The organism is Streptomyces sp. NPDC048479 (assembly GCF_040651435.1).
In the GTDB taxonomy this organism is placed as follows: domain Bacteria; phylum Actinomycetota; class Actinomycetes; order Streptomycetales; family Streptomycetaceae; genus Streptomyces.
This window is the reverse complement of sequence record NZ_JBEZKA010000006.1, coordinates 339,257-365,449: the sequence shown is the minus strand read 5'-3', so window position 1 is coordinate 365,449 and position 26,193 is coordinate 339,257. Positions and strand designations below refer to the sequence as shown.

At 69.3% G+C, this 26,193-nt stretch carries 21 protein-coding genes and 1 pseudogene; 6 read left to right on the top strand and 16 right to left on the bottom strand.

Annotated features, from left to right (window positions below):
* The first annotated feature begins 228 nt into the window (after positions 1 to 228).
* A complete protein-coding gene (locus tag AB0D12_RS13005; protein WP_362680540.1) occupies positions 229 to 858 on the top strand; it encodes a YceI family protein in 630 nt (209 codons plus the stop codon).
* A gap of 277 nt (positions 859 to 1,135) precedes the next feature.
* Here AB0D12_RS13005 and AB0D12_RS13000 read toward each other — a convergent pair whose 3' ends face one another.
* Positions 1,136 to 2,365: a S8 family peptidase gene (locus AB0D12_RS13000; RefSeq protein ID WP_362680537.1), complete on the bottom strand. Its 1,230-nt coding sequence runs from the start codon at positions 2,363 to 2,365 to the stop codon at positions 1,136 to 1,138.
* Between the two features lie 32 nt (positions 2,366 to 2,397).
* Positions 2,398 to 2,856, bottom strand: a complete 459-nt coding sequence (locus AB0D12_RS12995; RefSeq protein WP_362680534.1) for an ATP-binding protein — start codon at positions 2,854 to 2,856, stop codon at positions 2,398 to 2,400.
* Between the two features lie 111 nt (positions 2,857 to 2,967).
* Here AB0D12_RS12995 and AB0D12_RS12990 point away from each other — a divergent pair, with 111 nt between their 5' ends.
* Both AB0D12_RS12990 and AB0D12_RS12985 read left to right on the top strand, forming a co-directional pair.
* A complete protein-coding gene (locus AB0D12_RS12990; protein WP_362680531.1) occupies positions 2,968 to 3,792 on the top strand; it encodes a helix-turn-helix transcriptional regulator in 825 nt (274 codons plus the stop codon).
* Entirely contained in the window at positions 3,789 to 4,025 is a 237-nt protein-coding gene (locus AB0D12_RS12985) for a DUF397 domain-containing protein (RefSeq protein ID WP_362680528.1), read from the top strand. The genes AB0D12_RS12990 and AB0D12_RS12985 overlap by 4 nt, the downstream gene beginning before the upstream one ends.
* Here AB0D12_RS12985 and AB0D12_RS12980 read toward each other — a convergent pair whose 3' ends face one another.
* The 4 genes from AB0D12_RS12980 to AB0D12_RS12965 all read right to left on the bottom strand — a co-directional run bounded on the left by AB0D12_RS12980 (position 4,026) and on the right by AB0D12_RS12965 (position 10,432).
* Positions 4,026 to 4,649 carry a class I SAM-dependent methyltransferase gene (locus tag AB0D12_RS12980; RefSeq protein ID WP_362680525.1) on the bottom strand — a complete coding sequence of 208 codons (624 nt, stop codon included), beginning with the start codon at positions 4,647 to 4,649 and terminating at the stop codon, positions 4,026 to 4,028.
* Positions 4,650 to 4,726: 77 nt separating this feature from the next.
* On the bottom strand, positions 4,727 to 6,064 hold the full coding sequence (locus AB0D12_RS12975) for a hypothetical protein (protein WP_362680522.1): 1,338 nt from the start codon (positions 6,062 to 6,064) through the stop codon (positions 4,727 to 4,729).
* A gap of 208 nt (positions 6,065 to 6,272) precedes the next feature.
* Positions 6,273 to 9,359: a glycoside hydrolase family 3 N-terminal domain-containing protein gene (locus tag AB0D12_RS12970; protein ID WP_362680519.1), complete on the bottom strand. Its 3,087-nt coding sequence runs from the start codon at positions 9,357 to 9,359 to the stop codon at positions 6,273 to 6,275.
* Between the two features lie 92 nt (positions 9,360 to 9,451).
* Complete coding sequence (locus AB0D12_RS12965) at positions 9,452 to 10,432, bottom strand: LacI family DNA-binding transcriptional regulator (protein WP_362680516.1); 981 nt, start codon at positions 10,430 to 10,432, stop codon at positions 9,452 to 9,454.
* Between the two features lie 245 nt (positions 10,433 to 10,677).
* Here AB0D12_RS12965 and AB0D12_RS12960 point away from each other — a divergent pair, with 245 nt between their 5' ends.
* Entirely contained in the window at positions 10,678 to 12,549 is a 1,872-nt protein-coding gene (locus tag AB0D12_RS12960) for a ricin-type beta-trefoil lectin domain protein (protein ID WP_362680513.1), read from the top strand.
* 10 nt (positions 12,550 to 12,559) lie between these two features.
* On the opposite strand, the gene cimA is transcribed toward AB0D12_RS12960, so the two are convergent.
* The 6 genes from cimA to ureA all read right to left on the bottom strand — a co-directional run bounded on the left by cimA (position 12,560) and on the right by ureA (position 20,499).
* Complete coding sequence (gene cimA, locus AB0D12_RS12955) at positions 12,560 to 14,173, bottom strand: citramalate synthase (RefSeq protein WP_362680510.1); 1,614 nt, start codon at positions 14,171 to 14,173, stop codon at positions 12,560 to 12,562.
* Positions 14,174 to 14,792: 619 nt separating this feature from the next.
* Positions 14,793 to 16,118 carry an MFS transporter gene (locus tag AB0D12_RS12950; RefSeq protein WP_362680507.1) on the bottom strand — a complete coding sequence of 442 codons (1,326 nt, stop codon included), beginning with the start codon at positions 16,116 to 16,118 and terminating at the stop codon, positions 14,793 to 14,795.
* 94 nt (positions 16,119 to 16,212) lie between these two features.
* Positions 16,213 to 16,824 (bottom strand): TetR/AcrR family transcriptional regulator, encoded by a 612-nt coding sequence (locus AB0D12_RS12945; protein WP_362680504.1) that lies wholly within the window; start codon positions 16,822 to 16,824, stop codon positions 16,213 to 16,215.
* Positions 16,825 to 16,964: 140 nt separating this feature from the next.
* Positions 16,965 to 17,984, bottom strand: a complete 1,020-nt coding sequence (locus tag AB0D12_RS12940) for an agmatine deiminase family protein (RefSeq protein ID WP_362680501.1) — start codon at positions 17,982 to 17,984, stop codon at positions 16,965 to 16,967.
* A gap of 12 nt (positions 17,985 to 17,996) precedes the next feature.
* The gene (locus AB0D12_RS12935; protein WP_362680591.1) at positions 17,997 to 19,703 is read right to left on the bottom strand and encodes an urease subunit alpha; all 1,707 of its coding nucleotides are present in this window, start codon (positions 19,701 to 19,703) and stop codon (positions 17,997 to 17,999) included.
* Between the two features lie 112 nt (positions 19,704 to 19,815).
* On the bottom strand, positions 19,816 to 20,499 hold the full coding sequence (gene ureA / locus AB0D12_RS12930) for an urease subunit gamma (protein ID WP_362680498.1): 684 nt from the start codon (positions 20,497 to 20,499) through the stop codon (positions 19,816 to 19,818).
* 127 nt (positions 20,500 to 20,626) lie between these two features.
* Between ureA and AB0D12_RS12925 the strand changes: the two genes are divergently transcribed.
* The gene (locus tag AB0D12_RS12925) at positions 20,627 to 22,057 is read left to right on the top strand and encodes a cytosine permease (protein ID WP_362680495.1); all 1,431 of its coding nucleotides are present in this window, start codon (positions 20,627 to 20,629) and stop codon (positions 22,055 to 22,057) included.
* A 78-nt stretch (positions 22,058 to 22,135) separates the two neighbouring features.
* On the opposite strand, the gene AB0D12_RS12920 is transcribed toward AB0D12_RS12925, so the two are convergent.
* Positions 22,136 to 23,224, bottom strand: a complete 1,089-nt coding sequence (locus AB0D12_RS12920; RefSeq protein WP_362680492.1) for a branched-chain amino acid aminotransferase — start codon at positions 23,222 to 23,224, stop codon at positions 22,136 to 22,138.
* A 231-nt stretch (positions 23,225 to 23,455) separates the two neighbouring features.
* Positions 23,456 to 24,499 (bottom strand): 3-isopropylmalate dehydrogenase, encoded by a 1,044-nt coding sequence (locus AB0D12_RS12915; protein ID WP_362680489.1) that lies wholly within the window; start codon positions 24,497 to 24,499, stop codon positions 23,456 to 23,458.
* Between the two features lie 56 nt (positions 24,500 to 24,555).
* On the opposite strand from AB0D12_RS12915, the pseudogene AB0D12_RS12910 reads away from it, so the two are divergent.
* Positions 24,556 to 24,871: pseudogene (locus AB0D12_RS12910) on the top strand (phosphoesterase); the annotation flags it as partial.
* Between the two features lie 22 nt (positions 24,872 to 24,893).
* Here the strand turns inward: AB0D12_RS12910 and AB0D12_RS12905 are convergent.
* Complete coding sequence (locus AB0D12_RS12905; protein WP_326652808.1) at positions 24,894 to 25,022, bottom strand: hypothetical protein; 129 nt, start codon at positions 25,020 to 25,022, stop codon at positions 24,894 to 24,896.
* Positions 25,023 to 25,216: 194 nt separating this feature from the next.
* Positions 25,217 to 26,140, bottom strand: coding sequence for a LysR family transcriptional regulator (locus tag AB0D12_RS12900; protein WP_362680588.1), 924 nt, complete (start codon positions 26,138 to 26,140; stop codon positions 25,217 to 25,219).
* Positions 26,141 to 26,193 lie beyond the last annotated feature (53 nt).

The window sequence follows — 26,193 nt, the reverse complement described above, 5'->3', positions numbered from 1 at the left end:
GCGGGGGATCCCTCCTGCTGGTGACCGTTGTGACCGTGCTCTCCGGTGGGACGGCTGTGCAGGTGGCGCAGGGAGATGGTGCCCGAGATCTACGCGCGTCCGCCAGAGGGCTGCAGCATCGGTGGAGTGAACCTCTCGAGAAGATGTTGAACTTTGAACGGAATAGGTCTACCGTCGGTGTCGTTGAAGCTTAAACAACACGCCACCACGACCCCCAAGGAGTGCGTCATGGGTCTCTTCAACCGCAAGACCGACACCACCACCGCGACCGCCACCACCGCGACCGCCACCACCGTGGTGGATCCGGCGCTCGCCGCCCTGACCGGCGAGTACAGCATCGACCCCGCCCACAGCAGCATCGGCTTCACGGTCCGCCACGCCATGGTCACCAATGTCCGCGGCTCGTTCGGCGACTTCTCCGGCAGCCTGCAGCTGAACGGCGCCGACCCCCACCACTCCACCGCCGAGATCGACGTCAAGATCACCAGCATCGACACCGGGATCGCCGACCGCGACGGCCACCTGCGCAGCGGCGACTTCTTCGAGGCGGAGAAGCACCCGCTGATGACGTTCCGTTCGACGCAGGCGGAGCAGCTCGGCGGCGACTCGTACCGCATCACCGGTGACCTGACGATCAAGGACGTCACGCGCCCGCTCGCCATCGACCTGGAGTTCAACGGCTCCGCCACCGATGTGTACGGCAACGAGCGCGTCGGCTTCGAGGGCAGCGCCGAGATCCTCCGCTCCGACTGGGGCCTGACGTGGAACGCGGCGCTGGAGACTGGCGGCGTAATGGTCAGCGACAAGGTCAAGCTCACCTTCGACATCTCGGCGATCAAGGCCGCGCCGCAGGCCTGACCCCGTAGACCCGACCGGTCTGCCCCACGAGCGCGCCCGTCCTGCCGTCCCCACGGCCGGGCGGGCGCTCGGTCATGTCTCGTTTGCCGGCGTGCCCGACGAGACATAGCCCCGGCACCTGAAACGACAAAGTCGCTGGATGACATTCTCAGTCGGAAGGGCACGACGTGTGGAACGGGACGTCGGGCGCACCGCCCGACCACTCCCTGACCCGCCGTCGGCTCTGATCTGCGATCTCCGCAGACTCCGCAGGTGATGGTCCTGGGTAAACGCTCACTCAGAGGCCGTTGGTGTAGAGGAGCCGGTTGGGCGAGCCTTGGCCGACGTTGCCGAGAACGTCCTTGGTGGACCCGTCTTCGAGCCAGGCGGCCAGTTCCTTCGGGAGCGCCTTCGGGTGCTTCGCCGCGTAGAGAGCCGCGACTCCGGCGACATGGGGCGAGGACATGGACGTGCCCGTCAGGGCGACGCTGCCGCCGAAGAAGTTGGCCGAGACGATGTCGACGCCGGGCGCGTAGAGCGACAGGCACTCGCCGAAGTTGGAGAAGTCGGTCTCGTCGTCGTCGCGGTCGGTCGCGCCGACTGCCACCACGCGGTCCGCGGACGCGGGCGAGACGTCGCAGGCGTCCGCGGATTCGTTGCCCGCCGCGACGACCGGCAGGACACCGCTGTCCGAGACGGCGGTGACGGCCTTGTTCACCGCGACCGACTTCTCACCGCCGATGGAGGCGTTGAGGACGGCCGGATGCTTGGCGTGGGCCGCCACCCAGTCCAGTCCGGCGATGACACTCGACCAGGTGCCCGAGCCCAGGCAGTCGAGGACCCGGACGCTGACGAGGGAGGCCTCGCGCGCCACGCCGTACGTCTTGCCTGCGACCGTGCCCGCGACATGGGTGCCGTGGCCGTGGCAGTCCCGCCCTTCCCATCCGTCCCCGACGGAGTCGTAGCCGAGCTTGGCGCGGCCGCCGAACTCGGTGTGGTCGAAGTCGATGCCGGTGTCGAGGATGTACGCGGTGGCGCCCCGGCCCTTGCTCTTCGCGGTGAAACTGTTGTCCAGCGGCAGGTTGTGCTGATCGATACGGTCCAGACCCCAGGACGCCGGTGCCGACAAGGCCGCTGCCGACAGGGCCGCTGCCCGGGTGTCGCTGCCCGGGGATGCCAGCACCGAGACCGCGGCGTCCTCCTCGACCGCCACGACCCCGGGGGTGGAGCGCACTTGGTCGAGCTGAAGCGGGCTGAGCGCGGCGGCGAATCCGCGCATCGCCGACGTATAGGTGAAGAGCGGCTCCACGCCGGCCCGGCCCGTCATCGACTCCGAGTCGACGCCCTTGCCGAGGGTCACGATGTAGCGACCCGGCACGGCATTCGCCGAGCGGTACAGGGTGGCGGGGGCGGCATGCTCGTCGGACGCCTGGGCGGACTGGGAAGACGCGGACATGAGTCCGGCCGCCACCAAGGCAGCGGTGAGGGCGGCCGCCGCGAAGGCTGTGAGCCTCGTTCTCTTGCGCATGGGCACGAGGAAACACAGAAAGACGATCATAATCAATTACCCAGCGTAGCGATTTGCGACTTTCTGTAGCGGATTTGAGACGGATCCGCCACTAGGGCGAACTCACACCACACCGTCTTGCCTGGGCTGCGCTCACCCACTCCCCACTTGTCCGCCAGCGCCGCGACGAGGAGGAGACCGCGGCCGCCCTCGTCGTCCGGGTGCGGCGGCGACAGCCGTACGCACCCGTCGCCGCTGTCGTGGAGCTCGACGCGCAGGATGCCGTCCGCATGCAGGAACAGGTGCAGCCGGAAGCCGCGGCCCGGCGGCACACCGTGCATCAGCGCATTGGTGGCCAGCTCGCTCACGCAGAGCAATACGTCGTCCGACCTGTCGGGCGTGGCCCAGTCGGTCAGCGCCTGCCGGGTGAACTCCCTGGCCGCGGAGACGGACCGGCGGTCCCGGCGGTAGAACGCCTCGCGGAAATACGGAAGTTGGGGTTCGTCGTTCATGCGGCCACTGTCACAGGGAGTCACTACGATGGATCAGTGCGTCAGGTCGTACAGCCGAGTTGTACGAGTCGTGACGGGTCGTACGCGTCCCGCGACGGGAAGGGGGAGCGCATGCACCCAGCCAGAAGGACCAAGAGGATCACCTCTTGGCATGTGATCGGCGCCCAGCTCGCGACCTTCCGCAAGGCGGCCCGGATGACCCAGGCCGAGCTGGCGACACAGTTCTGCGTGGGCGAGGACACGATCGCCTCGATCGAGCAGGGGCGCAGGGCGCTCAAGCTGGATCTCGCGATCGCACTCGATGAACTGCTCGATACGAAGAGGGCGTTGCAGACGGCCGTGGACAAGGTGCCGGAGCGGGAGCGGTATCCGGCGTTCGCACAGGACTTCGTGGAGCACGAGCAGGAGGCGCTGACCCTGCTCTCGTACCAGACCCAGGCTGCGCCTGGCCTGTTGCAGACAGAGGACTACGCCCGTGCCGTCTTCACGAGCCTGTATCCGCCGATCAGCGCAGACGACGCCGAGGAGCGGCTCTCGGCACGACTCGATCGCCAGAAGGTCTTCGATCGCAAGCCGTGGCCTCCGATGATGAACTTCCTTATCGAGGAGATCATCCTGTATCGGCCCATCGGGGGCCGGGAGGTCCTGCGCGGGCAGGTCCGGCATCTGCGTAGCTGCGCCGAACTCCCCTACCTCGGGCTGCAGATCGTTCCGACGAACCGAGAAAAGCACGCCGGGCTCGACGGGCCGATGGTGCTATTGGAGACCCCCGACCACGATCAACTGGCCTATATGGAGGGGCAGCGGGTCAGCTTCCTCGTCGATGACCCCGACGAGGTCAGTGTCCTCCAGCAGAAATATGGGATGCTGCGGTCACAGGCCCTCACCCCTGAGGAGAGCATGGGCCTGCTGGACGATCTGGCAGGAGAGCAATGAACCCCGCAGTACTGATCTGGTTCAAGTCCAGCTACAGCGGCAGCGAAGGCGGCGACTGCGTCGAAGTCGCCTACGACTGGCACAAGTCCAGCTACAGCAGCGACGAAGGCGGCGACTGCGTCGAGGTGGCCGCCCATCCCCTCGCCGTGCACATTCGCGACTCCAAGAACGCCACCGGCCCCGTCCTCACCGTCGCTCCGGCCACTTGGGCCGCCTTCGTCGCCGAGCGCTGACTAGGGCGACAGGGCAATGCCGAGGGAGTCGGCGCCCATGGGCTTCGGTGCGCCCTTCTCGTAGAAGACGTCGAGTTCGGTAATCGTGAATCCCACCTTCGCCACCATGTCGACGGTCGGCCGGGTGAGGTGACATCCGCCGAAGATCCGCTTGTTCAGCGGTTCGAGCCGCCGTTGCCAGCGGCGCACGTTTTCGTCCTCTTCCGGGGCCAGCCCGTGCTCGAGGAAATGCAGAGTCCCTCCGGGCTTGAGGACGCGCCGCACCTCACGCAGAGCGGCCCCCGCATCGGGGATGGTGCAGAGCGTCCAGGTGGAGAGAGCGGCGTCAAAGCTGTCGTCCTCGAAGGGCAACGCCTGGCCGTCCAGACCGGCGCGCTGCACCGGGACGGATGCCGCTCTGATGCGTTCCCCGGCGAGTTGCCATCCGACATCGGACGGCTCGACCGCGGTCACGCCGGTGACGGCCGCCGGGTAGAAGGGCACATTGTGTCCCGAACCGAATCCGATCTCGATCACTTCACCCTGCAGGCCCGCGCAGACCCGGCGTCGTAGTGGTTGGACCAGCTTCGTCCCGCAGGCGACGTCGACGATCCGCGGCACGATTCGCTGGGCATAGAACCCCATCGCGACCTCCGTGGCTCACTTCCAGCATGGCACCGGCACGGCCCCTGGAGGCACCGTGCCGCTGAGCCGCCAGGGCGCTAGAAGCCGCCGCCACCGTCGAACCCGCCACCGCCACCGTCGAAGCCGCCTCCACCCCCGAAGTCGCCGCCGCCGAAGTCGGAGGAGTTGAAGTCGGCGCCCGAGTAGTCGCCGCCGCCGAAGTCCCCGCCGCCGTAGTCGGCCGCGTAGGCCGGTGTGGAGAGCATGCTGCCGAGCAGCGTGCCCACCAGCAGGCCGGGCAGGATTCCGCCGCCGAAGTAGCCGCCGGCCCAGGGGCCGTACGCCGGTCCCGCCTCCCAGTACGGGCGGCGGCCGGAATCCGTCTCGACCGTGCGGGCCATCGGGTCCTCGCCGTCCTCGAGACGGGCGGCGTCGGCGGCACACACCGGGACCTCACGGGTGGCTGCGCCGGACGGCGACCAGGAGACGTCGGCGACCGAAGGGCCGTGGCGCGGGTCGAAGAAGCACGGCGCCCGGCGCTCCGGCACCGCCACACCCGTACGGCGTGCGTCCAGGACCACCAGCGAGTACCGGCCGTCGTCCAGGGCCTGGGTGACTCCGCGTACATCACTGGGATGCCCGGCGGCTCCCATCAGCGACTTCGACTTGTCGTACGAGTCGAGTGCGCGCTCGTAGTCGGCGCGCATGGCATCGGTCGCGCCCTTCTCCGAGGGGTGGAAGTCGAGTCGGTCCAGCTCTTCGCCGAAAGCCGTGATGTCCTCGTCGACGACCACGCGGAGCTTGTCGAGGGCGGCCCGCTCCTCCTCGGCCTTCTTCCGGCGGTTGCGTTGGACGATGGTGTAGGCGCCCGCGCCGCCGGCGACCAGGACCACGCCGAGCGTGATCAGGGAGCCCATGTTCGAGCCCTGGTCGGGGCTCGCGCCCCAGGAGGAGGGGGCGCTGCCGCGTGCCTGAGGCAGGGCCTGGTCGACAAAGTTGTTCAGCTGGGTGACGGCGTCGGCGCCCGGGGGCGTCTTGACCGCCGTGACCAGATTCCGTACGGCCTGGTTGCTCATGACGCTGCGGTCCGCGCCCGCGTTGAATCCATTGCCGAGGCGGATCGCGTACAGGCCGGTGACGCCCGTCTCGGTACGGATGTTCCGCAGGACCGAGCCCGGCGGGAACTCCGCGCTGTTGGGCAGGACCGCCACGAAGACCGGCTTGTCCGCGTCCTTGATCTTCTTGGCGAGGGCGTTTGCGTCGGCCTTGGAGAGCTGGCCGGAGACGCGCGGGTCCACGTAGACGGGGCCCTTCTTCAGCGCCGCGGCCACGGTTTCGGGGCCGGTGGCCGCCTGCGCTCCCGGCGCCGCCACGAGGGCGGTCGCCGAGAACGCAAGGAGCAGACCGGACACTGCGGTGAACAGCCTGGTCTTCATACTCTCGACGCTACCTGAACAGGCGCGAATCGGGACAAGCGCGGAGCCTTACGCCTGCGGCGGGCCTTTCCCCTACCCGCCCCTTCCCGTAACGGGGGCTCCGCCCCGGACCCCGCGCCTCAAACGCCGGCGAGGCTCATTTCGGGGCTCCCCCCAAGCCCCGCGCCTCAATCGCCGGAGGGGCCGGCCGTGCCGGACAGGCTGGGGACTAACTCAGCCTGTACGCCAGCGTCAGCTTCGCCACCGCCCCCGTCAGGTCGCCCGTCAACAGGAGGTGGTCAGCCTCCGCGAACGGCTTCGCGGCCGCCGCCGTCACCTGCTGGCCGATCCTCTCCTGGGCGATCAGGCGGGCCCGGGAGACCAGCGCACGGGCTTCCGGCGAGTCCGCCCGGCCCGCCGCCTGAAGGATCTTCGCCGCGAGGGCGATCGCCTTGAGGGTGAGCTCACCGCCCGCCGGCGGCTTCCTGAGCGTGGTCAGACCCCAGCCGTACGGGTACTGCGGGTCGTACGCCTTGTCCCCGACATTGATCGGCAGCTGCGCCTGGGACTTCGGCCAGGTGACCGGGAGCTGCCCGGTGAAGGCCTTCTTGCCGTAGAGGACGTCGGCGACGCCGTCGCCCTCCGTGCCCGGGAGCCAGGAGGCGACAAGGGCGTCGATGTCGCCGAGGCGGTCGCCGATGAGCTGGGGGCGGCCGGAGATGATCAGCACCGCGCACTTCATCGCGGCACAGACCTTGTCGACGGCGGCCTTGTCGGCGGCGCTCAGCTCCAGGTCGTGGCCGTTGCCGACATCGCCGACGCCCTCGGCGTACGGGGTCTCGCCGACCACGACCACGCCGACGTCATGGCCGTCGGTGGGCGCGGAGGCGTCCTTGGAGTAGGTGACCGCATCGGGAGCGGCCTTCTTGATGCCCTCCAGGATGGTCGTACCCGTGGTGATCTTTCCGGAGGAGCCCTGCCAGGTGATGGTCCAGCCGCCGGCCTGGTTGCCGAGGTCGTCGGCGTTGGACCCGGCGACGTACACCTTCTGGGTCGGCTTCAGCGGCAGTACCGCGCCGTCGTTCTTCAGCAGGACCTGGGACTTGGCGGCGGCCTCGCGGGCGACCGCGCGGTGTGCGGCCGAGCCGATCTCCGACAGGTTGGAGGTGTCCGCGTACGGCTTCTCGAAGAGACCCAGGGCGAACTTCTGGGTCAGGATCCGGGACACCGCGTCATTGATCCGGGCCTCGGAGATACGGCCCGCGTTGACCTCGTCCTGCAGGGTCTTGTGGAAGTCCGGGTAGTTCGTCGGGACCATGATCATGTCGAGTCCGGCATTGATGGACGTACGGACGTCGCTCGGGTAGTCGCCGGGAATCTGGTCGATCGCCTGCCAGTCGCTGATGACGAAGCCCTTGAAGCCCATACGGTCCTTCAGCACACCGTTGATCATCTCCGCACTGGCGTGCATCTTCACCGGGCCCTGGTCGTCGCCGAGGATGTCAAGCGAGGAGTACGAGGGCATCACCGTGCCGGTGCCGCGCTTCACCGCCTCCGCGAACGGCGCGAGGTGTACTGCTTCCAGCTCCTGCCGGGTGACCTTGGTGATGCCCTGGTCGATCGTGTACGAGCCGGTGGAGGACGAGCCGAATTCCGTACCGCCGTCGCCGGCGAAGTGCTTGGCGGTGGCCAGCACCTTGTCATTGCGGCCGAGGTCCTTGCCGGACGGTGCGCCCTGCATGCCCTTGATCACCGTCTCCATGGCGGTGACCAGGGCCGGGTCCTCGCCGAAGGCCTCGTAGGAACGGCCCCAGCGCTCGTCGCGGGTGACGCAGAGGCAGGGCGCGAAGTCCCATGGAATGCCGGTGGCGCGTACTTCCTTGGCTGTCACCGCGCCGGTCTTCTCGGCGACGGACGGGTCGCGGGTGGCCCCGATGCCGATGTTGTGCGGCATGATCGTCGACCCGATGACGTTGTTGTGGCCGTGCACCGCGTCCACGCCGTAGATCAGCGGGATCTGGAAACGCGTTGCCTGGGAGCGCAGTTGGTAGGCGTCGACCATCTTCGCCCATGCCTCGGGGGCGTTGGGGGTGGGCACCGAGCCGCCGCCGGAGAGCAGCGAGCCGAGGCCGTAACCGGCGATGTCCCCCTGCGACTTGAGGGCGTTGCGCTCGGCCTGGGTCATCTGACCGGCCTTCTCCGCGAGGGACATCCGGGAGAGGAGGTCGGCGACGCGCTTCTTCACCGGGAGGCGCTTGTCGAGATACGGCAGGCCGTGGGCGTCCACGACGACCTGGGGGGTCTCGGCCGGGGGCTTGGCGCCGGTGACCGTGAGCTTCAGCGGGATCGTCTCCGCGGACTCGGCTGTGCGGTCCTTCTTCGTGGTCACGGCGACGGTCCGGGACGTGCCGGAAGCAGTACCGGCGGGGAAGGTGACCGTGCCGGAGACCGGTGTGTAGTCCGTGCCCGTTTCGGCGGTGCCGCCCTCGGTCGTGTACGCCACGGTGACCGGCTCGTCGATCGGGCCGGATCCGGTGGTGGCGACGGAGATCTTCACCTGTGCGGCGCCGCCCTCGGCGACCGGGTACACGGCGGCGTCGGTGACAACGTTCGCCTTCAGGGCCGGGTCGGCCTTGCCGTACAGCTGCACGCCGTCCATGGCGAACCTGCCGGGCGCGCCGGTGGGCAGGGTGAGCGCGTACCCCCACATCGCGTTGAGGCCGAGGATGTGGTCGATGCCGCCGACCGGCTGGTAGTCGGCGCGGTAGACGAAGTCGGCGAAGGGGATCTCGACGAGGTGCCAGCCCTCCCAGTCGTCGGTGAAGGACGTGGTCCACAGCTCGGAGGCCTCGCCGTTGGCGCCGCCGTCCTTCAGCTCGAAGTTGATGCGCTTGCCGGATCCGGGCGGCAGCGGGGCGGTGTTCTGGCCGAACCACCAGAAACGGATGCCTTTGTGCGCGGTCCAGTCGTGGGCGGGCCTGTCGAAGGCGAAGTCGTGGGTGAGTCCGCCCCAGCCACTGATGTCGTAGGCGCCTTCCAGGACCTTCGCGCCCTCGGGGGCGTCGGCGCGCTCCTTGAACTCCAGCTTGGGCTGGTCGTCGGCGTCGCTGCCCCAGGTGAAGATCCCCTCGGCCGGGGGGTTGGCGAAGGGGACCTCGCCCTCGAAGGCGTCGACGGTGACAGGGGCGGGGTCGTCGGCGGCGGCGCTCGGAACGGCTGCGGCGAGGAGGCCGGTGAGTACGGCGGACGCGGCGAGCACGGCGATTCCGGCTCTGGTTCCGCTTCCGGCTCTGGTTCTGGTTCTGAGGCGTGGCATTGCGGCTCCTTCAGTGCGGGTCACGGTTGCGTGCGGTCCTGTACGGCCTTCGGCGGTGTCCTCAATCGCGGACGGGCTCAACAATCCCGTCGTCATGACGACGGCGCGGATCGGCGGACGATCAACTCGGTGGGCAGGATGACGGGTTCATGGGGAGCGGCCGTGCCGCCGAGATGGGCCAGCAGCATCCGCGCCGCCGTCTCGCCCATCTCCCGCATGGGCTGGCGGACGGTGGTCAGCGGGGGCTCGGTGTGCTGGGCCATGGGGATGTCGTCGAAGCCGACAACGGCGATGTCGTCCGGCACGGACCGGCCTGCGGCACGCAGCGCCCGCAGTGCCCCCGCGGCGCTGAGGTCGTTGTGCGCGAAGACCGAGTCGAAGTGCCTGCCCGTGGCGAGTTGCCGCTCGACCGCGAGCCGCCCCGACAGTTCGGTGAAGTCCCCCTCCGCGATCAGCTCGGTCGGCAGGACCTCGAGGAACCCCTCGAGCCGGTCCTGTACGCAGCCGAAGTGCCGGCGGCCGGTGACGATCAGGGGGCGGCTGCGGCCCGCCGCCAGCAGATGGCCGGCGGCCGACGCACCGCCCTCGCGGTTGGTGGTGGCGACGGACGGGAATTCCGGGTGGTGGCCGCGGTCGTCGATGAGGACGACCGGGAGTCCCTTGCGGTGCATCGCGGTGATGGTGTCGAGGGTGTTCTCGGGTTCGACGACAAGGAGGCCGTCGAAGGCGCGGGCGGAGACCTGACTCGTGAAGTGCTCGACGGACTCGGCGCCACGGTTGCAGGTGAAGAGCAGCAGCCCGTATCCGGCGGCCTCGACGGTGTCCACGACTCCCTGGAGTACTTCGCCCATCCAGGGCCAGGTGAGCGGGGGCGTCAGCATGCCGACCGTACGGCTGCTGCCGCGGGCCAGACCGACGGCCCCCAGGCTGGGCACATAGCCGAGGCTTGCGATCACTTCACGAACGCGGGCGGCTGTGCCGGCGTCGACTTCGCCCTTGGTGTTCAGGACGCGGGACACGGTGGTCTTACTGACGCCCGCCTCACGTGCGACATCGGCGATCGTGACGGGCATTCCGGGGCCTTCCGCGTCGAGGTCTGGAACCGGTGCCGGAACCGGTACCGGTGGTGCGCGGCGAGTCAACTCGTACCGGGTCCTGTCGTCAAGACTTCACACCGAGATCGGCCGAATCCCAAGTTTCAGGCAGGTGCGGGGTGTTGTGCGTTCAGACTCTGAATGCGCAAACCCTTGACGGCTGTACGCACTGGCAGTTCACTCACGCCTCGTCCCCCACACCACCGCCGGAGAGGGCCCAGCCCATGGCACGACGTACCGGAACGATCAGAATCCTGCTCGCATCGGCCCTGGCCGCCGCCGGACTCACCGGTCTGACGACCGGCTCGGCGCACGCCGCGGGCGAGCAGGTGAACATCTGGCTGACCACGACGGACGACGCCGGCGGCCGACATGTCACCCGCGGCCTCCAGCAGCAGACACCCGTCAACTTCCAGTCGGGCGGCGGCGACAGCGGCACGAACATCACCGTCGACGAGAACACCCGCTTCCAGACCTTCACCGGCGGCGGCGCCTCCTTCACGGACACCGCGGCCTGGCTGATGAAGGGCAGCGGAGCGCTGTCCCAGGCGACCCGTGACGCGACGATGAAGAAGCTCTTCTCGCCGACCGAGGGAATCGGGCTCTCCTTCGTCCGCAATCCGATGGGCGGCTCGGACCTGGCCCGCTTCGGTTACACGTACGACGATGTGCCGGCCGGCCAGAGCGACCCGGCACTGTCGAAGTTCTCGATCGCGCACGATCTCGCCGACGTACTGCCGCTGACGAAGCAGGCCAAGCAGCTCAATCCGGCGCTCACCACGGTGGCCTCGCCATGGACGGCACCCGCCTGGATGAAGGACAGCGGGCAGCTCAACGGCGGCTGGCTGAAGTCGGAGTACTACGGCGCCTACGCGAACTACTTCGTGAAGTATCTCCAGGCCTACCGCGACCAGGGCATCCCGGTCGACTACGTCACCGCGCAGAACGAGCCGACCTGCTGCGACAGTTACCCGTCGATGAGCTGGAACGGCTCGGGTCTCGCGTACTTCACCAAGAGCGAGCTGTTGCCGAAGCTCCAGGCGGCGGGCCTGCCGACCAAGGTGCTGGCGCACGACTGGAACTGGGACACCTACGACGCGTACGCCGCCCCGACAGTGAATGACGCGGCGGTCCGCAGCCACCCGAACTTCGGCGGGATCGCCTGGCACGGCTACGGCGGGAACATCTCCAAGCAGACCGAGGTGCACAACCAGTATCCGCAGCTGGACGCCTTCCAGACCGAGCACTCCGGCGGCACCTGGATCGCCAACCAGCAGCGCGAGGACATGACCAACATCATCGACTACACCCGCAACTGGGCGAAGTCGGTGACCAAGTGGTCCCTCGCCGTCGACCAGAACCGGGGGCCGCACAACGGCGGCTGCGGCGTGTGCGACGGACTCGTCACGGTGCACAACGGCGACGGTCGGCACGGCCAGGTCGACTACATGATCGAGTACTACACGATGGGCCACCTCACGAAGTTCGTGCGGCCGGGTGCCCACAGGATCGCCTCGACGGCGAGCTCGGCCGTGCCGAACGTGGCCTGGCGCAACCCCGACGGCTCGAAGGCGCTGATCGCGTACAACGACGGCTCGGCAGCACAGACGATCACCGTCAACTGGGGTGGGCAGCACACCACTTACTCACTGCCGGGCAAGACATCCGCGACCTTCGCCTGGTCCGGCACACAGGCCGGCGGCTCGGACCCGACCGGTAGCCTGACCGGCCTGGCGGGCAAATGCCTCGATGTGGCGGGCGGCGCCGGCGCGGACGGCACGGCCGTCCAGCTCTGGGACTGCAACGGCTCCGCCGCCCAGCAGTGGACGGTCCGCGCGGACGGCACCGTCCAGGCGCTCGGCACATGCCTGGACGTGACCGCCGGCTCGACCGCGAACGGCGCGAAGGTCCAGCTGTACGGATGCAACGGCTCCGGCGCACAGCAGTGGCGCTACGAAGCGTCGAGCGGTGATCTGGTGAACGTCCCGGCGGACAAGTGCCTCGACGTCTCCGACAACTCCTCGGCGAACGGTGCCCGCGCACAGATCTGGGCGTGCACCGGAGCCGCCAACCAGAAGTGGCGGCTCCGGTCCTGACCTGCGAGGGCTACTCGGCCGGTTCGACGCCGGCGCGCAGCAGACCGTAGGTGTACGCGTCCTCCAGGGCCTGCCAGGAGGCAGCGATGACGTTCTCGGCGACGCCGACCGTCGCCCACTCGCCGCTTCCGTCGCCCGTCGTGATCAGTACGCGGGTGGTGGACTCGGTGCCGTGGCGGCCTTCGAGGATGCGGACCTTGTAGTCGACCAGCTCCATCTTGGCGAGCTGCGGGTAGATCTTCTCCAGGCCGACGCGCAGCGCCCGGTCGAGTGCGTTGACCGGGCCGTTGCCCTCGGCGGTGGCGACGATGCGCTCGCCCTTGGCCCACAGCTTCACGGTGGCCTCGTTGGCGTGGGTGCCGTCGGGGCGGTCCTCGACGATGGCCCGCCAGGACTCCGTACGGAAGTAACGGCGGGCCCGGCCCTCCGCCTCCGCACGCAGCAGCAGCTCGAAGGAGGCGTCCGCCGCCTCGTATGTGTAGCCCCTGAGCTCGCGCTCCTTGACCCGCTCGACGACCCGGCCGACGAGCTCACGGTCACCGCCGAGGTCGATACCGAGCTCTTTGCCCTTGAGCTCGATGGAGGCGCGGCCCGCCATGTCGGAGACGAGCATCCGCATGGTGTTGCCGACCTGCTCGGGGTCGATGTGCTGGTACAGATCGGGGTCGACCTTGATGGCGGAGGCATGCAGTCCGGCCTTGTGGGCGAAGGCCGAGACGCCGACGTACGGCTGGTGCGTGGAGGGGGTGAGGTTGACGACCTCGGCGATCGCGTGCGAGATCCGGGTCATGTCGGCCAGCGCGCCCTCGGGCAGCACCTTCTTGGCGTACTTGAGCTCCAGGGCGGCGACGACCGGGAAGAGGTTGGCGTTGCCGACGCGCTCGCCGTAGCCGTTGGCGGTGCACTGGACGTGGGTGGCGCCCGCGTCGACGGCGGCGAGGGTGTTGGCGACGGCGCAGCCGGTGTCGTCCTGGGCGTGGATGCCCAGGCGGGCGCCGGTGTCGGCGAGGACGGTGGAGACAACGGCCTGGATCTGGGCGGGCAGCATTCCGCCGTTGGTGTCGCACAGGACGACGACATCGGAGCCCGCGTCGGCCGCGGTGCGCACGACGGACTTGGCGTACTCCGGATTGGCGCGGTAGCCGTCGAAGAAGTGCTCACAGTCCACGAACACCCGGCGGCCCTGCTCGCGCAGGTAGGAGACGGTGTCGCGGACCATCTCCAGGTTCTCCTCGAGGGTGGTCCGCAGCGCCAGCTCCACATGCCGGTCATGCGATTTGGCGACCAGCGTGATCACCGGTGCACCCGACTCGAGGAGCGCTCTGACCTGCGGGTCCTCGGACGCCTTGGCGCCAGGGCGGCGGGTGGCGCCGAAGGCGACGAGCTGTGCGTTCCGGAAGGTGATCTCCTGCTGGGCACGCGAGAAGAACTCCGTGTCCCGGGGATTGGCGCCGGGCCAGCCGCCCTCGATGAACCCCACGCCGAAGTCGTCCAGGTGCCGTGCGATGGTCAGCTTGTCCGCAACGGTGAGGTTGATGCCTTCGCGCTGCGCGCCGTCGCGCAGCGTCGTGTCGAAGACATGGAAGCTGTCGTCGGTCTCCGTGTCCGTGGCCTGTGTGGTCATGGCTGTGTTGACTCCTGTCGGATGAGTGGCTCCCGGAATTACTGGCTCCACTTGCCCCCATCATCGCGCGCTGCTCGCTTCCGGCCGAGGTGGAGCCGTAAAACGAAAAAACCCCTCGCGGGTGCGAGAGGTCTGCGCGCGGGTCTGGGGCACGGTGGTCGCGTCGTAGTTGTTGGTACGAGGCGATCACTGAGGACCGGCGCGCCTGCTGCCCATAATCATGGCGAACGAAAGCACGGTCGCAGTCTGCCATACGCCGTGCGGCGGGCGGGGTGGGGTCTCACCATGCGGGCGCCTGTGCCGGGGGCTCCCCCGGAGTTGCGCCCCCGGGGCCCCCGGAGCCTCCCCCGGAGTTGCGCCCCGGGCCCCCGGTACGCCCTTCAGGGGGTCCCCCACGCCCGCAGGGCGTATAGGGGGAGTGTCCTCAATCGCCGGACGGGCTGGGTTTCCCCGCCCGAGGGGCATTTCAGCCCCTCCGGCGTTTGAGGAGCGGGGCTTGGGGCGGAGCCCCAACAGGAGCCCCGCCGGCGATTGAGGCGCGGGGTCCGGGGCGGAAATTCAGCCCCGCCGGCGATTGAGGCGCGGGGTCCGGGGCGGAGCCCCGGGGAAAGGGCCCCTCTTACTTCACCCGGGCCGGGGCCGGGACCTCCTCGCTGCGCGCGGGCGCCGTCGCCGCCACCCGCTTCAGGTCGATGTCACGCGTCTCGCGCATCGACAGGTACACCACCAGCGACACCGCCGCGCAGCCCGCCACGTACCAGTAGAAGCCCGACTCCAGCCCCGCATCCTTGAACCACAGCGCCACATACTCCGCCGTGCCGCCGAACAACGCGTTCGCGATGGCGTACGGCAGCGCGACACCCAGCGCACGGATACCCGTCGGGAACAGCTCGGCCTTCACACACGCGTTGATCGACGTGTAGCCGGTGATCACCACAAGGGCCAGCAGCGCAAGCCCCAGCGCCGGCCAGAACGAGCCCGCGTGCTTGAGCATCGTCATGATCGGCACGGTCAGGAAGGTCGAGCCGACCGCGAACGTGATCAGCAGCGGACGGCGGCCGATCCGGTCGGAGAGCTTGCCGGCGAGCGGCTGCAGACAGGCGAAGACGATCAGCGCGCAGAAGGAGACCAGGGTCGCGGTCTGCTTGGGCAGCCCGGCGGAGTTGGAGAGGTACTTGGTGAGGTAGGTCGTGTACGTGTAGTACGCGACGGTGCCGCCCATGGTCAGGGCGATGACCAGGAACGCCTCGCGCTTGTGCGCCCACAGGGCCTTGATCGTGCCCTTGTCCCCGGCGGGGGTGTCGTCGCCGGACTCCTCGTACACATCGGTCTCGAGCATGTTGCGGCGCAGATAGAAGACGATCGCCGCGCCGAGCGCGCCGATGATGAACGGGATGCGCCAGCCCCAGCTGTGCAGGGCGTCGTCGGACATGGTGCGCTGCAGGATGATCTGCAGCCCGAGGCCGACGATCTGGCCCGCGGTCATCGACACGTACTGGAAACTGGAGGCGAAGCCGCGGTGCTCCGGGGCGGAGGCCTCGGTGAGGTAGGTCGCGCTGGCCGCGTACTCTCCGCCGACGGAGAGGCCCTGCAGGAGGCGGGCGATCAGCAGCACCACCGCGCCGCCGTAGCCCGCGACGCCGTAGGTGGGCGCGATCGCGATCAGGACCGCGGATGCGGACATCAGACTGACGGTCAGGGTCAGGGCCGCCTTGCGGCCCTTGCGGTCACCGACCCGGCCGAGCAGCCAGCCGCCGACCGGTCGCATGAAGAAGCCGACGGCGAAGATGCCGGCGGTGTTCATGAGCTTGGCGGTGTCGTTCCCTTCGGGGAAGAACGCCCCCGCGAAATAGGTCGCGAAGCTCGCGTACACGAACCAGTCGAACCACTCGACCATGTTGCCGGCGGAACCGACCCAGATCTTCTTCCAGTGCTCTCGTCCCATGAGGTGAAACCGTGCCGGAGGGGCACAACCGCAACAAGACGGCGTGCGGCAACGATCGGGAGTACTTGCGTACGTTGCGTTCCCGGAAGGTCGGTCAGCGGGCGGACCCGAGCAGCGTCTCGTCGAGGAATTCCCGCACGTGAGCGAGGACTTGGGCGCGTCCTGTACCCGGTATTCCGACGGCGACATGAACGCTGAAACCGTCGAGGAGGGCGCGCAGCCGGGCGGCGAAGCGGTCGGGGTCGACAGCATGGAACTCGCCGCGCGAGATGCCTTCGGCGATCAGCGCGACGAGGTCCCGGTGCCAGGCGCCCTCGATGGCGGCCTGCCGGGCACGGGCGTCGGCCTCGGCGTTCTGCGAGCGGTTCCAGACCTCGAGCCAGAGCGTCCAGTGGGGGTCGCGGGGCCCGTCGGGGATGTAGAGATCGACGTACGCGTCGAGGCGTTCGGCGGCGGAGGCCGGCCGGGAGAGCAGGGCACTGCGCTCGGCACCGAGACGGCCCTCGCTCCACTCGAGGGTCTGCAGGAGCAGCTCGTCCTTGGTGCGGAAGTAGTAGAGGAGATGCCCGCTGCTCATCCCGACCTCACGGCCGAGCCCGGCCATGGTGAGCCCGTCGAGGCCGCGCTCGGCGATGGTCGCCATGGCGGCGACGAGGACGGACTCCCGTGGCGGCGCGATGTTGCGGCGGCGCGCGGCGGGGCTCATACGGCGGCCACCGGCACGCTCGGAGAACGGCCGCATCTCGCGTTGAGGAACACATTCACCCGTATGTTCTACCTGATCTCACTCGTCGCCGAGGACGATCCAGCGGTCCTCGGCCCTGCACGAGCACAGGGCCTCGGACATCAGACCCTGGGCTGCTGCTGTGTGATGCAGTGGATGCCGCCGCCACCCGCGAAGATCGTGCGGGCGTCGACCAGCGTGACCGTACGGCCGGGGTAGAGGCGACGGAAGATGCCCGCCGCGATCTCGTCGCGCGGGTCGTCGAAGGCGCACAGCACCACGCCGCCGTTGCAGACGTAGTGGTTGATGTACGAGTAGTCGACCCATGCCCCGTCGTCCTCCCGTACGACGGTCGGCGCCGGGACCTCGACGACCTCGATACGGCGGCCCCGTGCGTCCTTCTGGGACTTCAGCATCTCCACGTTCTCCTTGCAGAGCTCGTGGTCGGGGTGGGCCGGGTCCGGCTGGCTGTGGGCGACTATCACCCCCGGGCCGGCGAATGCGGCGACGATGTCGACATGGCCGAGCGTGCCGTAGCCGTGCGGCGGATAGTCCGCGGTCAGGCCGCGCTTCAGCCAGATCGCCTTGGTCGTGCCGAGCTTGGCATGGATCTCGGCCTCGACCTCCTCCTTCGTCCAGCCCGGGTTGCGCTCGGGGCCGAGCTGCACGGTCTCGGTGAGCAGTACCGTGCCGTCGCCGTCGACATGGATGCCGCCGCCCTCGTTGACCAGCGGTGAGCTGTGCGAGGGCACGCCGGCGAGGTCCGCGACAAGCCGGGCGATCTTCGCGTCGTGCTCCCAGCTGGCCCACTTCTGCGCCCCCCAGCCGTTGAACACCCAGTCCACGGCGGCCAGTTGGGTTCCGTCGGTGACGAAGGTCGGACCGATGTCGCGCATCCACGCGTCGTCCAGCTCGCGCTGGACGACGTCGATGTCCGGGCCGAGGAGTGCGCGGGCGCCCCCGGCCTGGCCCGGGCTCACGACCATGGTGACCGGCTCGAAGCGGCGTACGGCCTGGGCGACGGACGCCCACGCCCGGCGGGACTCGGCGAGATCGTCCCCGGTGAAGGTGGCATTGGGGCCCGGCCAGGCCATCCAGGTGCGCTCGTGCGGGGCCCACTCGGGCGGCATACGGAAGGTCATGTCGTCGGACTCCTAGAGGAAGTAGAGGCGGTTGAGGGAGATCGAGTCGGCGGGTTCGGACCGCAGCGGGTCGCCGTCGAGCGTGACCAGGCCACTGGCGCCGTCCACTCCGACCTCGCCGAGCCGGGAGTTGAGGCGCAGATCGGCCGGGCCGATGCCGCGTGTGCCGCGTACCGCGACCCGGCGGCGGCGCGTCGGCATCAGGTCGGAGCCCAGTTCGGTCGCGGCCTTCGCCACGAAGGCGACCGAGATGTCCGCGGCGGTCGCCCCGTACGCCCCGAACTGCGGGCCGAGGACGAGCGGTTCACAGGTGTCGGTCGCGGCATTGGGGTCGCCCGTCACCCCGTATGCCGGGAAGCCCGACTTCAGTACGAGCTGCGGCTTCGCCCCGAAGTACTGCGGCTTCCACAGCACGATGTCCGCGAGCTTGCCCACCTCGATCGAGCCGATCTCGTGCGAGAGGCCGTGTGCGATCGCCGGGTTGATGGTCAGCTTCGCCATGTAGCGCAGCACACGCGCGTTGTCGTCGTGCGCGCCGTCGCCCGCCATCGGGCCGAGCTCGGCCTTCATCTTCCCGGCCATGGCGAAGGTGCGGCGTACGGTCTCACCCGCGCGCCCCATCCCCTGCGCGTCCGACGAGGTGATCCCGATCGCGCCGAGGTCGTGCAGCACGTCCTCCGCACCCATCGTTCCGGCCCTGATCCGGTCCCGCGCCATCGCGGCGTCGCCCGGCAGATCGGTCTTGAGGTCGTGTACGGAGACGATCATCCCGTAGTGCTCGGCGACCGCGTCCCGGCCGAAGGGCAGGGTTGGATTGGTGGACGAGCCGATGACGTTCGGTACGCCCGCCATCTTGAGCACGTTCGGTACGTGTCCCCCGCCGCAACCCTCGATGTGGAAGGCGTGGATCGTGCGGCCGTCCAGGACGCGCAGCGTGTCCTCGACCGACAGACATTCGTTCAGACCGTCGCTGTGCAGCGCGACCTGGACGTCGTACTCCTCGGCGACGCGCAGCGCGGTGTCGAGAGCCCGTGTGTGCGCGCCCATGTCCTCGTGGACCTTGAAGCCGGAGGCGCCGCCCTCGGCGAGCGCCTCCACCAGAGGCGCGTCGTGGGACGACGAACCGCGCGCCAGGAAGCCGATGTTGACCGGCCAGGCGTCGAAGGCGTTGAAGGCGTGGCGCAGTGCCCAGGGCGAGTTGACGCCGACGCCCCACACCGGGCCGAACTCCTGGCCGATGACGGTGGTGACACCGGAGGCGAGCGAGGCTTCCATGATGCGCGGCGAGAGCAGATGGACGTGGGTGTCGACGGCTCCGGCGGTGGCGATCATGCCCTCGCCGGGCACGATGCTCGTGCCCGTGCCGACGACGACGTCGACACCGTCGAGGGTGTCCGGGTTCCCGGCCCGCCCGATGGCGTGGATCCTGCCTTCGCGGATGCCGATCGACACCTTGCGGATGCCCTGCGCGGCGTCGATGACAAGCACGTTGCTGATGACGACATCGCAGGTCTCGCGTACGGCGGCGGCCTTCAGGTGCAGCCCGTCGCGCGCGGTCTTGCCGAAGCCGGCCAGGAACTCGTCGCCCGGCTTCTGCGTGTCCGACTCGACGCGGACCACGAGCCCGGAGTCGCCGAGCACAACCCGGTCCCCGGCGCGGGGGCCGTGCACGGACGCGTACTCGTACGGATCGATACCGGTCCTGTCGGTGCCGGTCATGAGCGGACCTCCAGCTCGTGGTGGGCGTACGACGCGGGGCGCGGAGCGGCGCCCGTCGCGCAGCGCGGCGTACGGCACGGCGTACGGCACGGCGTACGGCACGAGGCGGCGCTCAACGCTCCGCTCCCAGATAGCCGCAGGCCGCCGCGCGCCGCAGCGCCTCTTCCTTCGCCCCGGGCGCGTCCAGCGGGCCGTCGACCAGGCCCGCGAAACCGATGGCGATCCGGTCGCCGCCGATGGGCAGCAGGCCGACCTCGGCCTCGCCGCCCGGGTCGAAGCGGACGGAGGACCCGGCGGGGACACAGAGCCGCATGCCGTACGCCGCGGCGCGGTCGAAGTCGAGTCGCGGATTGGCCTCGAAGAAGTGGAAGTGCGAGGTGACGCTGACCGGCACGGCCGCGGTGTTGCGCACGGTGAGGCTGAGTGCGGGCTCGGGCTCGGTGTGCGGCGGCGCGGGCAGTACGGCGCCGGGCGCACCGTCGCCGAGTCCGCCGCCTCCGATCGGCTCGGAGACCACGGCGAGCCGTGAACCGTCGTCGAAGACGGCCTCCACATGCACCTCGGTGACCACATCCGCCACACCGGGCAGGACATCGTCGGGGCCCAGCACACTGCGGGCCGCCTCGATCGCCTCCGCGAGCCGTCGGCCGTCGCGGGCCGCCTCGCAGACGGTGTCCGCGATGAGCGCGGTCGCCTCGGGGACATTGAGCCTCAGGCCACGGGCCCGGCGGGCCCGCGCCAGTTCGGCGGCGCCGAAGAGCAGCAGCCGGTCGCGCTCGGTCGGGGTCAGTCGCACGTCACCACACCTCCCTATTTGAACGTCACTCTAACCGCGAGTTTCTTTTCACGGAAGCATTGACGGAGGACCGGTGCCTGAGTCACATTGAGCGCCACTCAAACAGCCGAGTCTCAGGGGCACCCCTATGCCGATAGAACAGCGCGGAGTCGACACCATCCCGGACGTGGAGCGCACCAGTACGCCACGCGATCTCATCTCGATCCTGCTGGGCTCGAACCTCTGCCTGGGCGTCATCGTCTTCGGCTGGCTGCCGCCGTCCTTCGGGCTCGGCCTGTGGCCCTCGGTGACCGCGATCGTCATCGGCACGCTGGTCGGCATCCTGGTCACGGCCCCGCTCGCGCTGATTTCCCTGCACACGGCGACCAACCTCTCCACATCCAGCGGCGCCCAGTTCGGCGTACGCGGCCGGCTCGTCGGCTCGGTCGTCGGCCTGCTGCTCTCGCTCGGGTACACCGCCCTCACGCTGTGGATCGGCGGCGACGTGATGGTCGGCACCCTGTCCCGGCTGGTCGGGCTGCCCAACGGCGGGGCCACCCGCGCCCTGATGTACACGCTGCTCGCGGGCTGTACGGTCGTCGGCGCGATCTACGGCTACCGGCTGCTGCTCCGGCTCAGCAAGGTGCTGTCCATCGGCATGGTGATCCTGCTGCTGATCGGCGTCTTCGCCTACGCGGGCGACTTCACGACGGCCGCGCCCCCCGACACCCCGTACCTGCTCGGCTCCTTCTGGCCCACCTGGCTGCTCGCGGCCGTCGCCGCCGGGCTGAGCGGCCCGGTCGCCTTCATCACGCTGCTCGGTGACTACACGCGCTACATCTCGCCGCGCCGCCACAGCACCCGCAAGGTGTACTGGGCCGGCTGTCTGGGTCTCCTCCTGGGCCTGCTGGTGCCGCAGCTGTTCGGTACGTACACGGCGCTCGCCGCCCGCGCGGGGCTGGAGTACGCGGGACCGCTCGTCGACGCCGCGCCCTTCTGGTACCTGGCACCGCTGCTCCTCGCGGCCTCGGCAGGTTCCGTCGGCAACTCCGGCCTGATGCTGTACTCGATGGGCCTCGACCTGGACGCGATCCTGCCGAAAGCCACCCGCGCCAAGGCCACCGTGATGGCCGCCGTCGTCGCGACCACCTTCGTGTTCCTCGGCTCGTTCGCATGGGACGCGCAGTCGGCCATGACGTCCTTCGTGCTGCTGCTGACCGCCATCGGCACCCCCTGGGCGGTGATCACGCTGATCGGACACATGCGCTGCGGCGGCCAGTACGACCCGGACGCACTGCAGGTCTTCAACCGCCGCGCCCGGGGTGGCATCTACTGGTACCGGGCGGGCTGGAACGTGCGGGCCACGGCGTCCTGGACCCTGGGCGCGGCGGTCGGTCTGACGGCGGTCTCCACGACGGTCTACGAAGGCCCGCTGCTCGCCCTCACGGGCGGAGTGGACTGCAGCTTCATCCTCTCCGGCATGGTCGGTGGCCTGACGTACACGCTGCTGACCCTGCGGGCTCCGGTCCCGGCCGCGGGCGCCGCGGCGGAACCGTCCACGGTCGACGTCACCGCCTGACGGACGGCGCGGAGACGACGAAGGCCCGCCACCGGTGTGAACCGGGGCGGGCCTTCGTACGTAGAGCAGCGGTCGGCGTCAGCCCACCTGGTGGGTCCAGCCGTGGACGTCCTCCGCCTTGCCCGTCTGGATGTCCAGCAGCGCCTTGCGCAGCCGCAGCGTGACCTCGCCCGGCTGGCCGCCGGACTGCTTCCAATCGCCGCTCGCGGACTTGACCAGGCCGACGGGGGTGATGACCGCGGCCGTACCGCAGGCGAAGACCTCGGTGAGCGTGCCGTTCTCGGTGTCGGCCATCCACTGGTCGACGGAGATCCGGCCCTCCTCGGACTCATAGCCGAGATCCTTGGCGAGCTGGAGCAGCGAGTCACGGGTGATGCCGGCGAGCAGCGAGCCGGTGAGCTCGGGGGTCACGATGCGGTTCCCGTACACGAAGTACAGGTTCATGCCGCCCAGTTCCTCGACCCACTTGTGCTCAACGGCGTCGAGGTAGGCGACCTGGTCGCAGCCCTTCTCGGCGGCCTCGGCCTGGGCGAGCAGGGACGCGGCGTAGTTGCCGCCGGTCTTGGCGTCGCCCATGCCGCCGGGGACGGCGCGCACACGGTCCTCGGACAGCCAGATGGAGACCGGCTTGACGCCGCCGGGGAAGTAGGCGCCCGCGGGCGAGGCGATGACGATGAAGAGGTACTCGTTGGCGGGCCGCACACCCAGGCCGACCTCGGTCGCGATCATGAAGGGGCGCAGATACAGCGAGGACTCTCCGCCGTGCGCCGGGACCCACGGCTTGTCCTGCTGGACCAGTGCGTCGCACGCCTCGATGAAGGTCTCGACCGGCAGCTCCGGCATCGCCAGCCGGGCCGCGGACCTCTGGAAGCGCTGGGCGTTCGCCTCGGGACGGAAGGTGACGACCGAGCCGTCGGGACGGCGGTAGGCCTTCAGGCCCTCGAAGATCTCCTGCGCGTAGTGCAGCGTCATATTGGCCGGATCGATCGACAGCGGCGCGTACGGGACGAGCTGAGCGTCGTGCCACCCGCGCCCCTCCGTCCACTTGATCGTCACCATGTGATCGGTGAAGTGGCGGCCGAATCCGGGGTTGGCCAGGATCCCCTCGCGCTCCGCGTCGGACAGCGGGTGCGAGGAAGGCTTGAGCTCGATCGTGGGCGTCGTCATGAGTGCAGTGTCCTTCACCGGTTGTTTGTGACGGACCGCGCTCACGCCGCTGCGACTGCTAGGACGTCCGAGCTTTCCCGCATGCCGCGGCCCACGTCGATTATCGCTCGCGTGGGGCCGTGCAAGAAACGGGGTGAATGCGGTCCAGGGTTGATGGTGACACCCGGAGGCCGCACAGGAGAAGCCGCCGGGTGCTGATGCGACCCGGCGGCTTCAGTGGGAACCGTCAGGTCAGCCGGCTACTCGTACCGCGAGCGCGTCGCCGATCTCGTCCGTCGTACGGACCGTCGTACCGTCACGCTCCGCGAGGTCGGCGGAGACGGCCTCCTCGATGCGGGCCGCCTCGGTCTCGAAGCCGAGGTGACGCAGCAGGAGGGCGACGGAGAGGATCGTGGCCGTCGGGTCGGCCTTGCCCGTGCCCGCGATATCGGGCGCGGAGCCGTGGACGGGCTCGAACATCGACGGGAAGGTGCCCGCCGGGTTGATGTTGCCGGACGCGGCCAGGCCGATGCCGCCGGTCACGGCAGCGGCGAGGTCGGTGAGAATGTCACCGAAGAGGTTGTCGGTGACGATGACGTCGAAGCGCTCCGGCTGGGTGACGAAGAAGATCGTCGCGGCGTCGACGTGCAGATAGTCGGTGGTGACCTCGGGGTACTCCTGGCCGACCTTGTCGAAGATGTTCTTCCACATGTGACCGGCGTAGACGAGGACGTTGTTCTTGTGGACCAGCGTCAGCTTCTTGCGCGGACGGGAGTTCGCCCGCTCGTACGCGTCACGGACGACGCGCTCGACGCCGTACGCCGTGTTGAGGCTGACCTCGGTGGCGACCTCTGCGGGCGTACCGGTGCGCAGGGAGCCGCCGTTGCCGGTGTACGGACCCTCGGTGCCCTCGCGGATGACGACGAAGTCGATGTCGGGGCGGCCGGCCAGCGGGGTCGCGGTGTTCGGGAACAGCTTCGACGGACGCAGGTTGACGTAGTGGTCGAAGGCGAACCGCAGCTTGAGCAGCAGCCCGCGCTCCAGCACACCGGACGGCACGGACGGGTCGCCGATCGCGCCGAGCAGGATCGCGTCGTGGTTCTTGAGGGAGTCGAGCTCCGCGTCCGGGAGGGTCTCTCCGGTGCGGTGCCAGCGCTGGGCGCCGAGGTCGTACTCCTTGGTCTCCAGCTTCACATCCTGCGAGAGGACGGCGGAGAGGACCTTCAGGCCCTGGGCCACGACTTCCTGGCCGATGCCGTCACCGGGGATCACTGCGAGATTGATGCTGCGAGACATATCGGCACCCTACTCCGCGTCCCATCCAATGACACTTGATGTCCATCATCCGGACTACGCGGGACGGCATCGTGTACGTCACGGCCGGCGGCGCGGGCAAGGATCTCTACAGCTTCGGGCCCGGTGTCGAGGACAGCTACGAAGGCAATGTCCATGACCACGACACCATCGTGACGTTCCACTGGACCAAGCTGCGACTGCCCGACCCCGACGCCGTGCAGTGGTCGCGCGTGCGCTACACCGGTTTCTCCTTCCTCTTTCTCCTTCCTCGCGGTGGAGGCGGAGTCCGGTACGGCCCCGAAGCTGAAGGTCTCCGCGCTCGCCGAGAGCGGCAAGCGCATCGACTACTTCGAGGTCAAGCGCGGGCAGTGAAGCGGGCGGCGAGGACGACGGGTCAGTGACCCGTGGAACCGCCGTTGTCCCTGCGGTCGAGGGCTCGCTGCAGGGCGGCGGCGGCATTCTTGCGGTCGGACTCGCTCGTGCGGGACGAGTGGCGGACGCGGCGGGCGGTCTCAGCGGGCATGATGATCGACTCCTTCAGATCAGAAAGCCACACGGCAATGCCGGTGATGTATCTGTGAGGCGCCGGAAGGGGCGGTGAGCGGTGCCGCAGGGGTTGCCTGCTGGGGGCACTGACTCAGGGCCGCCATTCGCTGGATCGAGCGAGACGTTCGGCTTCTACAAAGCTAGGACAGGTACACGCTTCTGTCTCCACAATTACTCGGACTTCCTACTATCTGAGACGGCGATCACCGGACGATCACCGCGCGCTGACCGGGAGAGGGCTCTGAGCTCCCGGATCAGAGCCCTGACCGCGACCGTGCGGGCCAGTTCAGGGGTGGTGACATAGCCGACGGAGCGCGTCGGGCGCTCCGGCCCGAGATCGGTGATCTCGATGTTGGCCGGTGCTCCGGTCAGGGAGAGCTCAGGCATGACCGCCATCCCGAAACCACTGCTCACCATCGAGAGCACTGCCCCGTCGTCCTCCGCCTGGACGGTCGCCTTCGGCAGCCACTGCTGGTCCGCCCACCATGCGCGGGTGTACGAGGTGCAGTTCTCGGCCCAGTCGACCAGCGGCAGTGAGCGCGGCGCCGGATGCCCGGCCGGGTGGACCAGGGCGTACCCCTCCTCCACCAGCACTCCCCCGACCAGCTCCTGCGGTACCGGCGAGGTGGTCCCGATCGTCGCGATCCCCAGGTCGGCGTGCCCGTCGGCGACCTCGCCCGCCGTGCCGCGACCGAGCTCCCGCACCAGCCGCACTTCCGGCTCGACCCCGGGGTGACGTGCGGTGAGCCGTTCGAGCGCGGGCGGCAGCAGATGCAGTGCCGCGCTGCGGAACGCCGCGATGCGCAGCGGTCCGGCCACCGTGTCCAGTTCCGCGCCGCGCGCCTCGGCGCCCATCATCTCGAGGAGCCGCAGAATGCGGCGGGCGTGCGCGACCGTCCGGGTCCCGGCGGCGGTGGGGGCCGCGCCCTGCCGCCCGCGGTCGAAGAGCACGGCCCCGATCTTGCGCTCGCTGCCGCGTACCGAGTGCGAGACTGCGGACTGGGTCATACCGAGGGCGGCGGCCGCGGCGGAGAAGCCGCGCTCGCGCTCGACGGCTACCAGTACGCGCAGCTCATGCGGTGCCAGGTCCGGCATCGGGGCGCTCACCCTCGCTCACCTCGTTCTATGAGGACCATTGATGGAAACGG

What these genes read in the sequence shown, in the direction of transcription:
- AB0D12_RS13005 (WP_362680540.1), top strand. Translation starts at nt 229, where the DNA reads ATGGGTCTCTTCAACCGCAAGACCGACACCACCACCGCGACCGCCACC.
- AB0D12_RS13000 (WP_362680537.1), bottom strand. Translation starts at nt 2,365, where the DNA reads ATGCGCAAGAGAACGAGGCTCACAGCCTTCGCGGCGGCCGCCCTCACC.
- AB0D12_RS12995 (WP_362680534.1), bottom strand. Translation starts at nt 2,856, where the DNA reads ATGAACGACGAACCCCAACTTCCGTATTTCCGCGAGGCGTTCTACCGC.
- AB0D12_RS12990 (WP_362680531.1), top strand. Translation starts at nt 2,968, where the DNA reads ATGCACCCAGCCAGAAGGACCAAGAGGATCACCTCTTGGCATGTGATC.
- AB0D12_RS12985 (WP_362680528.1), top strand. Translation starts at nt 3,789, where the DNA reads ATGAACCCCGCAGTACTGATCTGGTTCAAGTCCAGCTACAGCGGCAGC.
- AB0D12_RS12980 (WP_362680525.1), bottom strand. Translation starts at nt 4,649, where the DNA reads ATGGGGTTCTATGCCCAGCGAATCGTGCCGCGGATCGTCGACGTCGCC.
- AB0D12_RS12975 (WP_362680522.1), bottom strand. Translation starts at nt 6,064, where the DNA reads ATGAAGACCAGGCTGTTCACCGCAGTGTCCGGTCTGCTCCTTGCGTTC.
- AB0D12_RS12970 (WP_362680519.1), bottom strand. Translation starts at nt 9,359, where the DNA reads ATGCCACGCCTCAGAACCAGAACCAGAGCCGGAAGCGGAACCAGAGCC.
- AB0D12_RS12965 (WP_362680516.1), bottom strand. Translation starts at nt 10,432, where the DNA reads ATGCCCGTCACGATCGCCGATGTCGCACGTGAGGCGGGCGTCAGTAAG.
- AB0D12_RS12960 (WP_362680513.1), top strand. Translation starts at nt 10,678, where the DNA reads ATGGCACGACGTACCGGAACGATCAGAATCCTGCTCGCATCGGCCCTG.
- cimA (WP_362680510.1), bottom strand. Translation starts at nt 14,173, where the DNA reads ATGACCACACAGGCCACGGACACGGAGACCGACGACAGCTTCCATGTC.
- AB0D12_RS12950 (WP_362680507.1), bottom strand. Translation starts at nt 16,118, where the DNA reads ATGGGACGAGAGCACTGGAAGAAGATCTGGGTCGGTTCCGCCGGCAAC.
- AB0D12_RS12945 (WP_362680504.1), bottom strand. Translation starts at nt 16,824, where the DNA reads ATGAGCCCCGCCGCGCGCCGCCGCAACATCGCGCCGCCACGGGAGTCC.
- AB0D12_RS12940 (WP_362680501.1), bottom strand. Translation starts at nt 17,984, where the DNA reads ATGACCTTCCGTATGCCGCCCGAGTGGGCCCCGCACGAGCGCACCTGG.
- AB0D12_RS12935 (WP_362680591.1), bottom strand. Translation starts at nt 19,703, where the DNA reads ATGACCGGCACCGACAGGACCGGTATCGATCCGTACGAGTACGCGTCC.
- AB0D12_RS12925 (WP_362680495.1), top strand. Translation starts at nt 20,627, where the DNA reads ATGCCGATAGAACAGCGCGGAGTCGACACCATCCCGGACGTGGAGCGC.
- AB0D12_RS12920 (WP_362680492.1), bottom strand. Translation starts at nt 23,224, where the DNA reads ATGACGACGCCCACGATCGAGCTCAAGCCTTCCTCGCACCCGCTGTCC.
- AB0D12_RS12915 (WP_362680489.1), bottom strand. Translation starts at nt 24,499, where the DNA reads ATGTCTCGCAGCATCAATCTCGCAGTGATCCCCGGTGACGGCATCGGC.
- AB0D12_RS12905 (WP_326652808.1), bottom strand. Translation starts at nt 25,022, where the DNA reads ATGCCCGCTGAGACCGCCCGCCGCGTCCGCCACTCGTCCCGCACGAGC.
- AB0D12_RS12900 (WP_362680588.1), bottom strand. Translation starts at nt 26,140, where the DNA reads ATGCCGGACCTGGCACCGCATGAGCTGCGCGTACTGGTAGCCGTCGAG.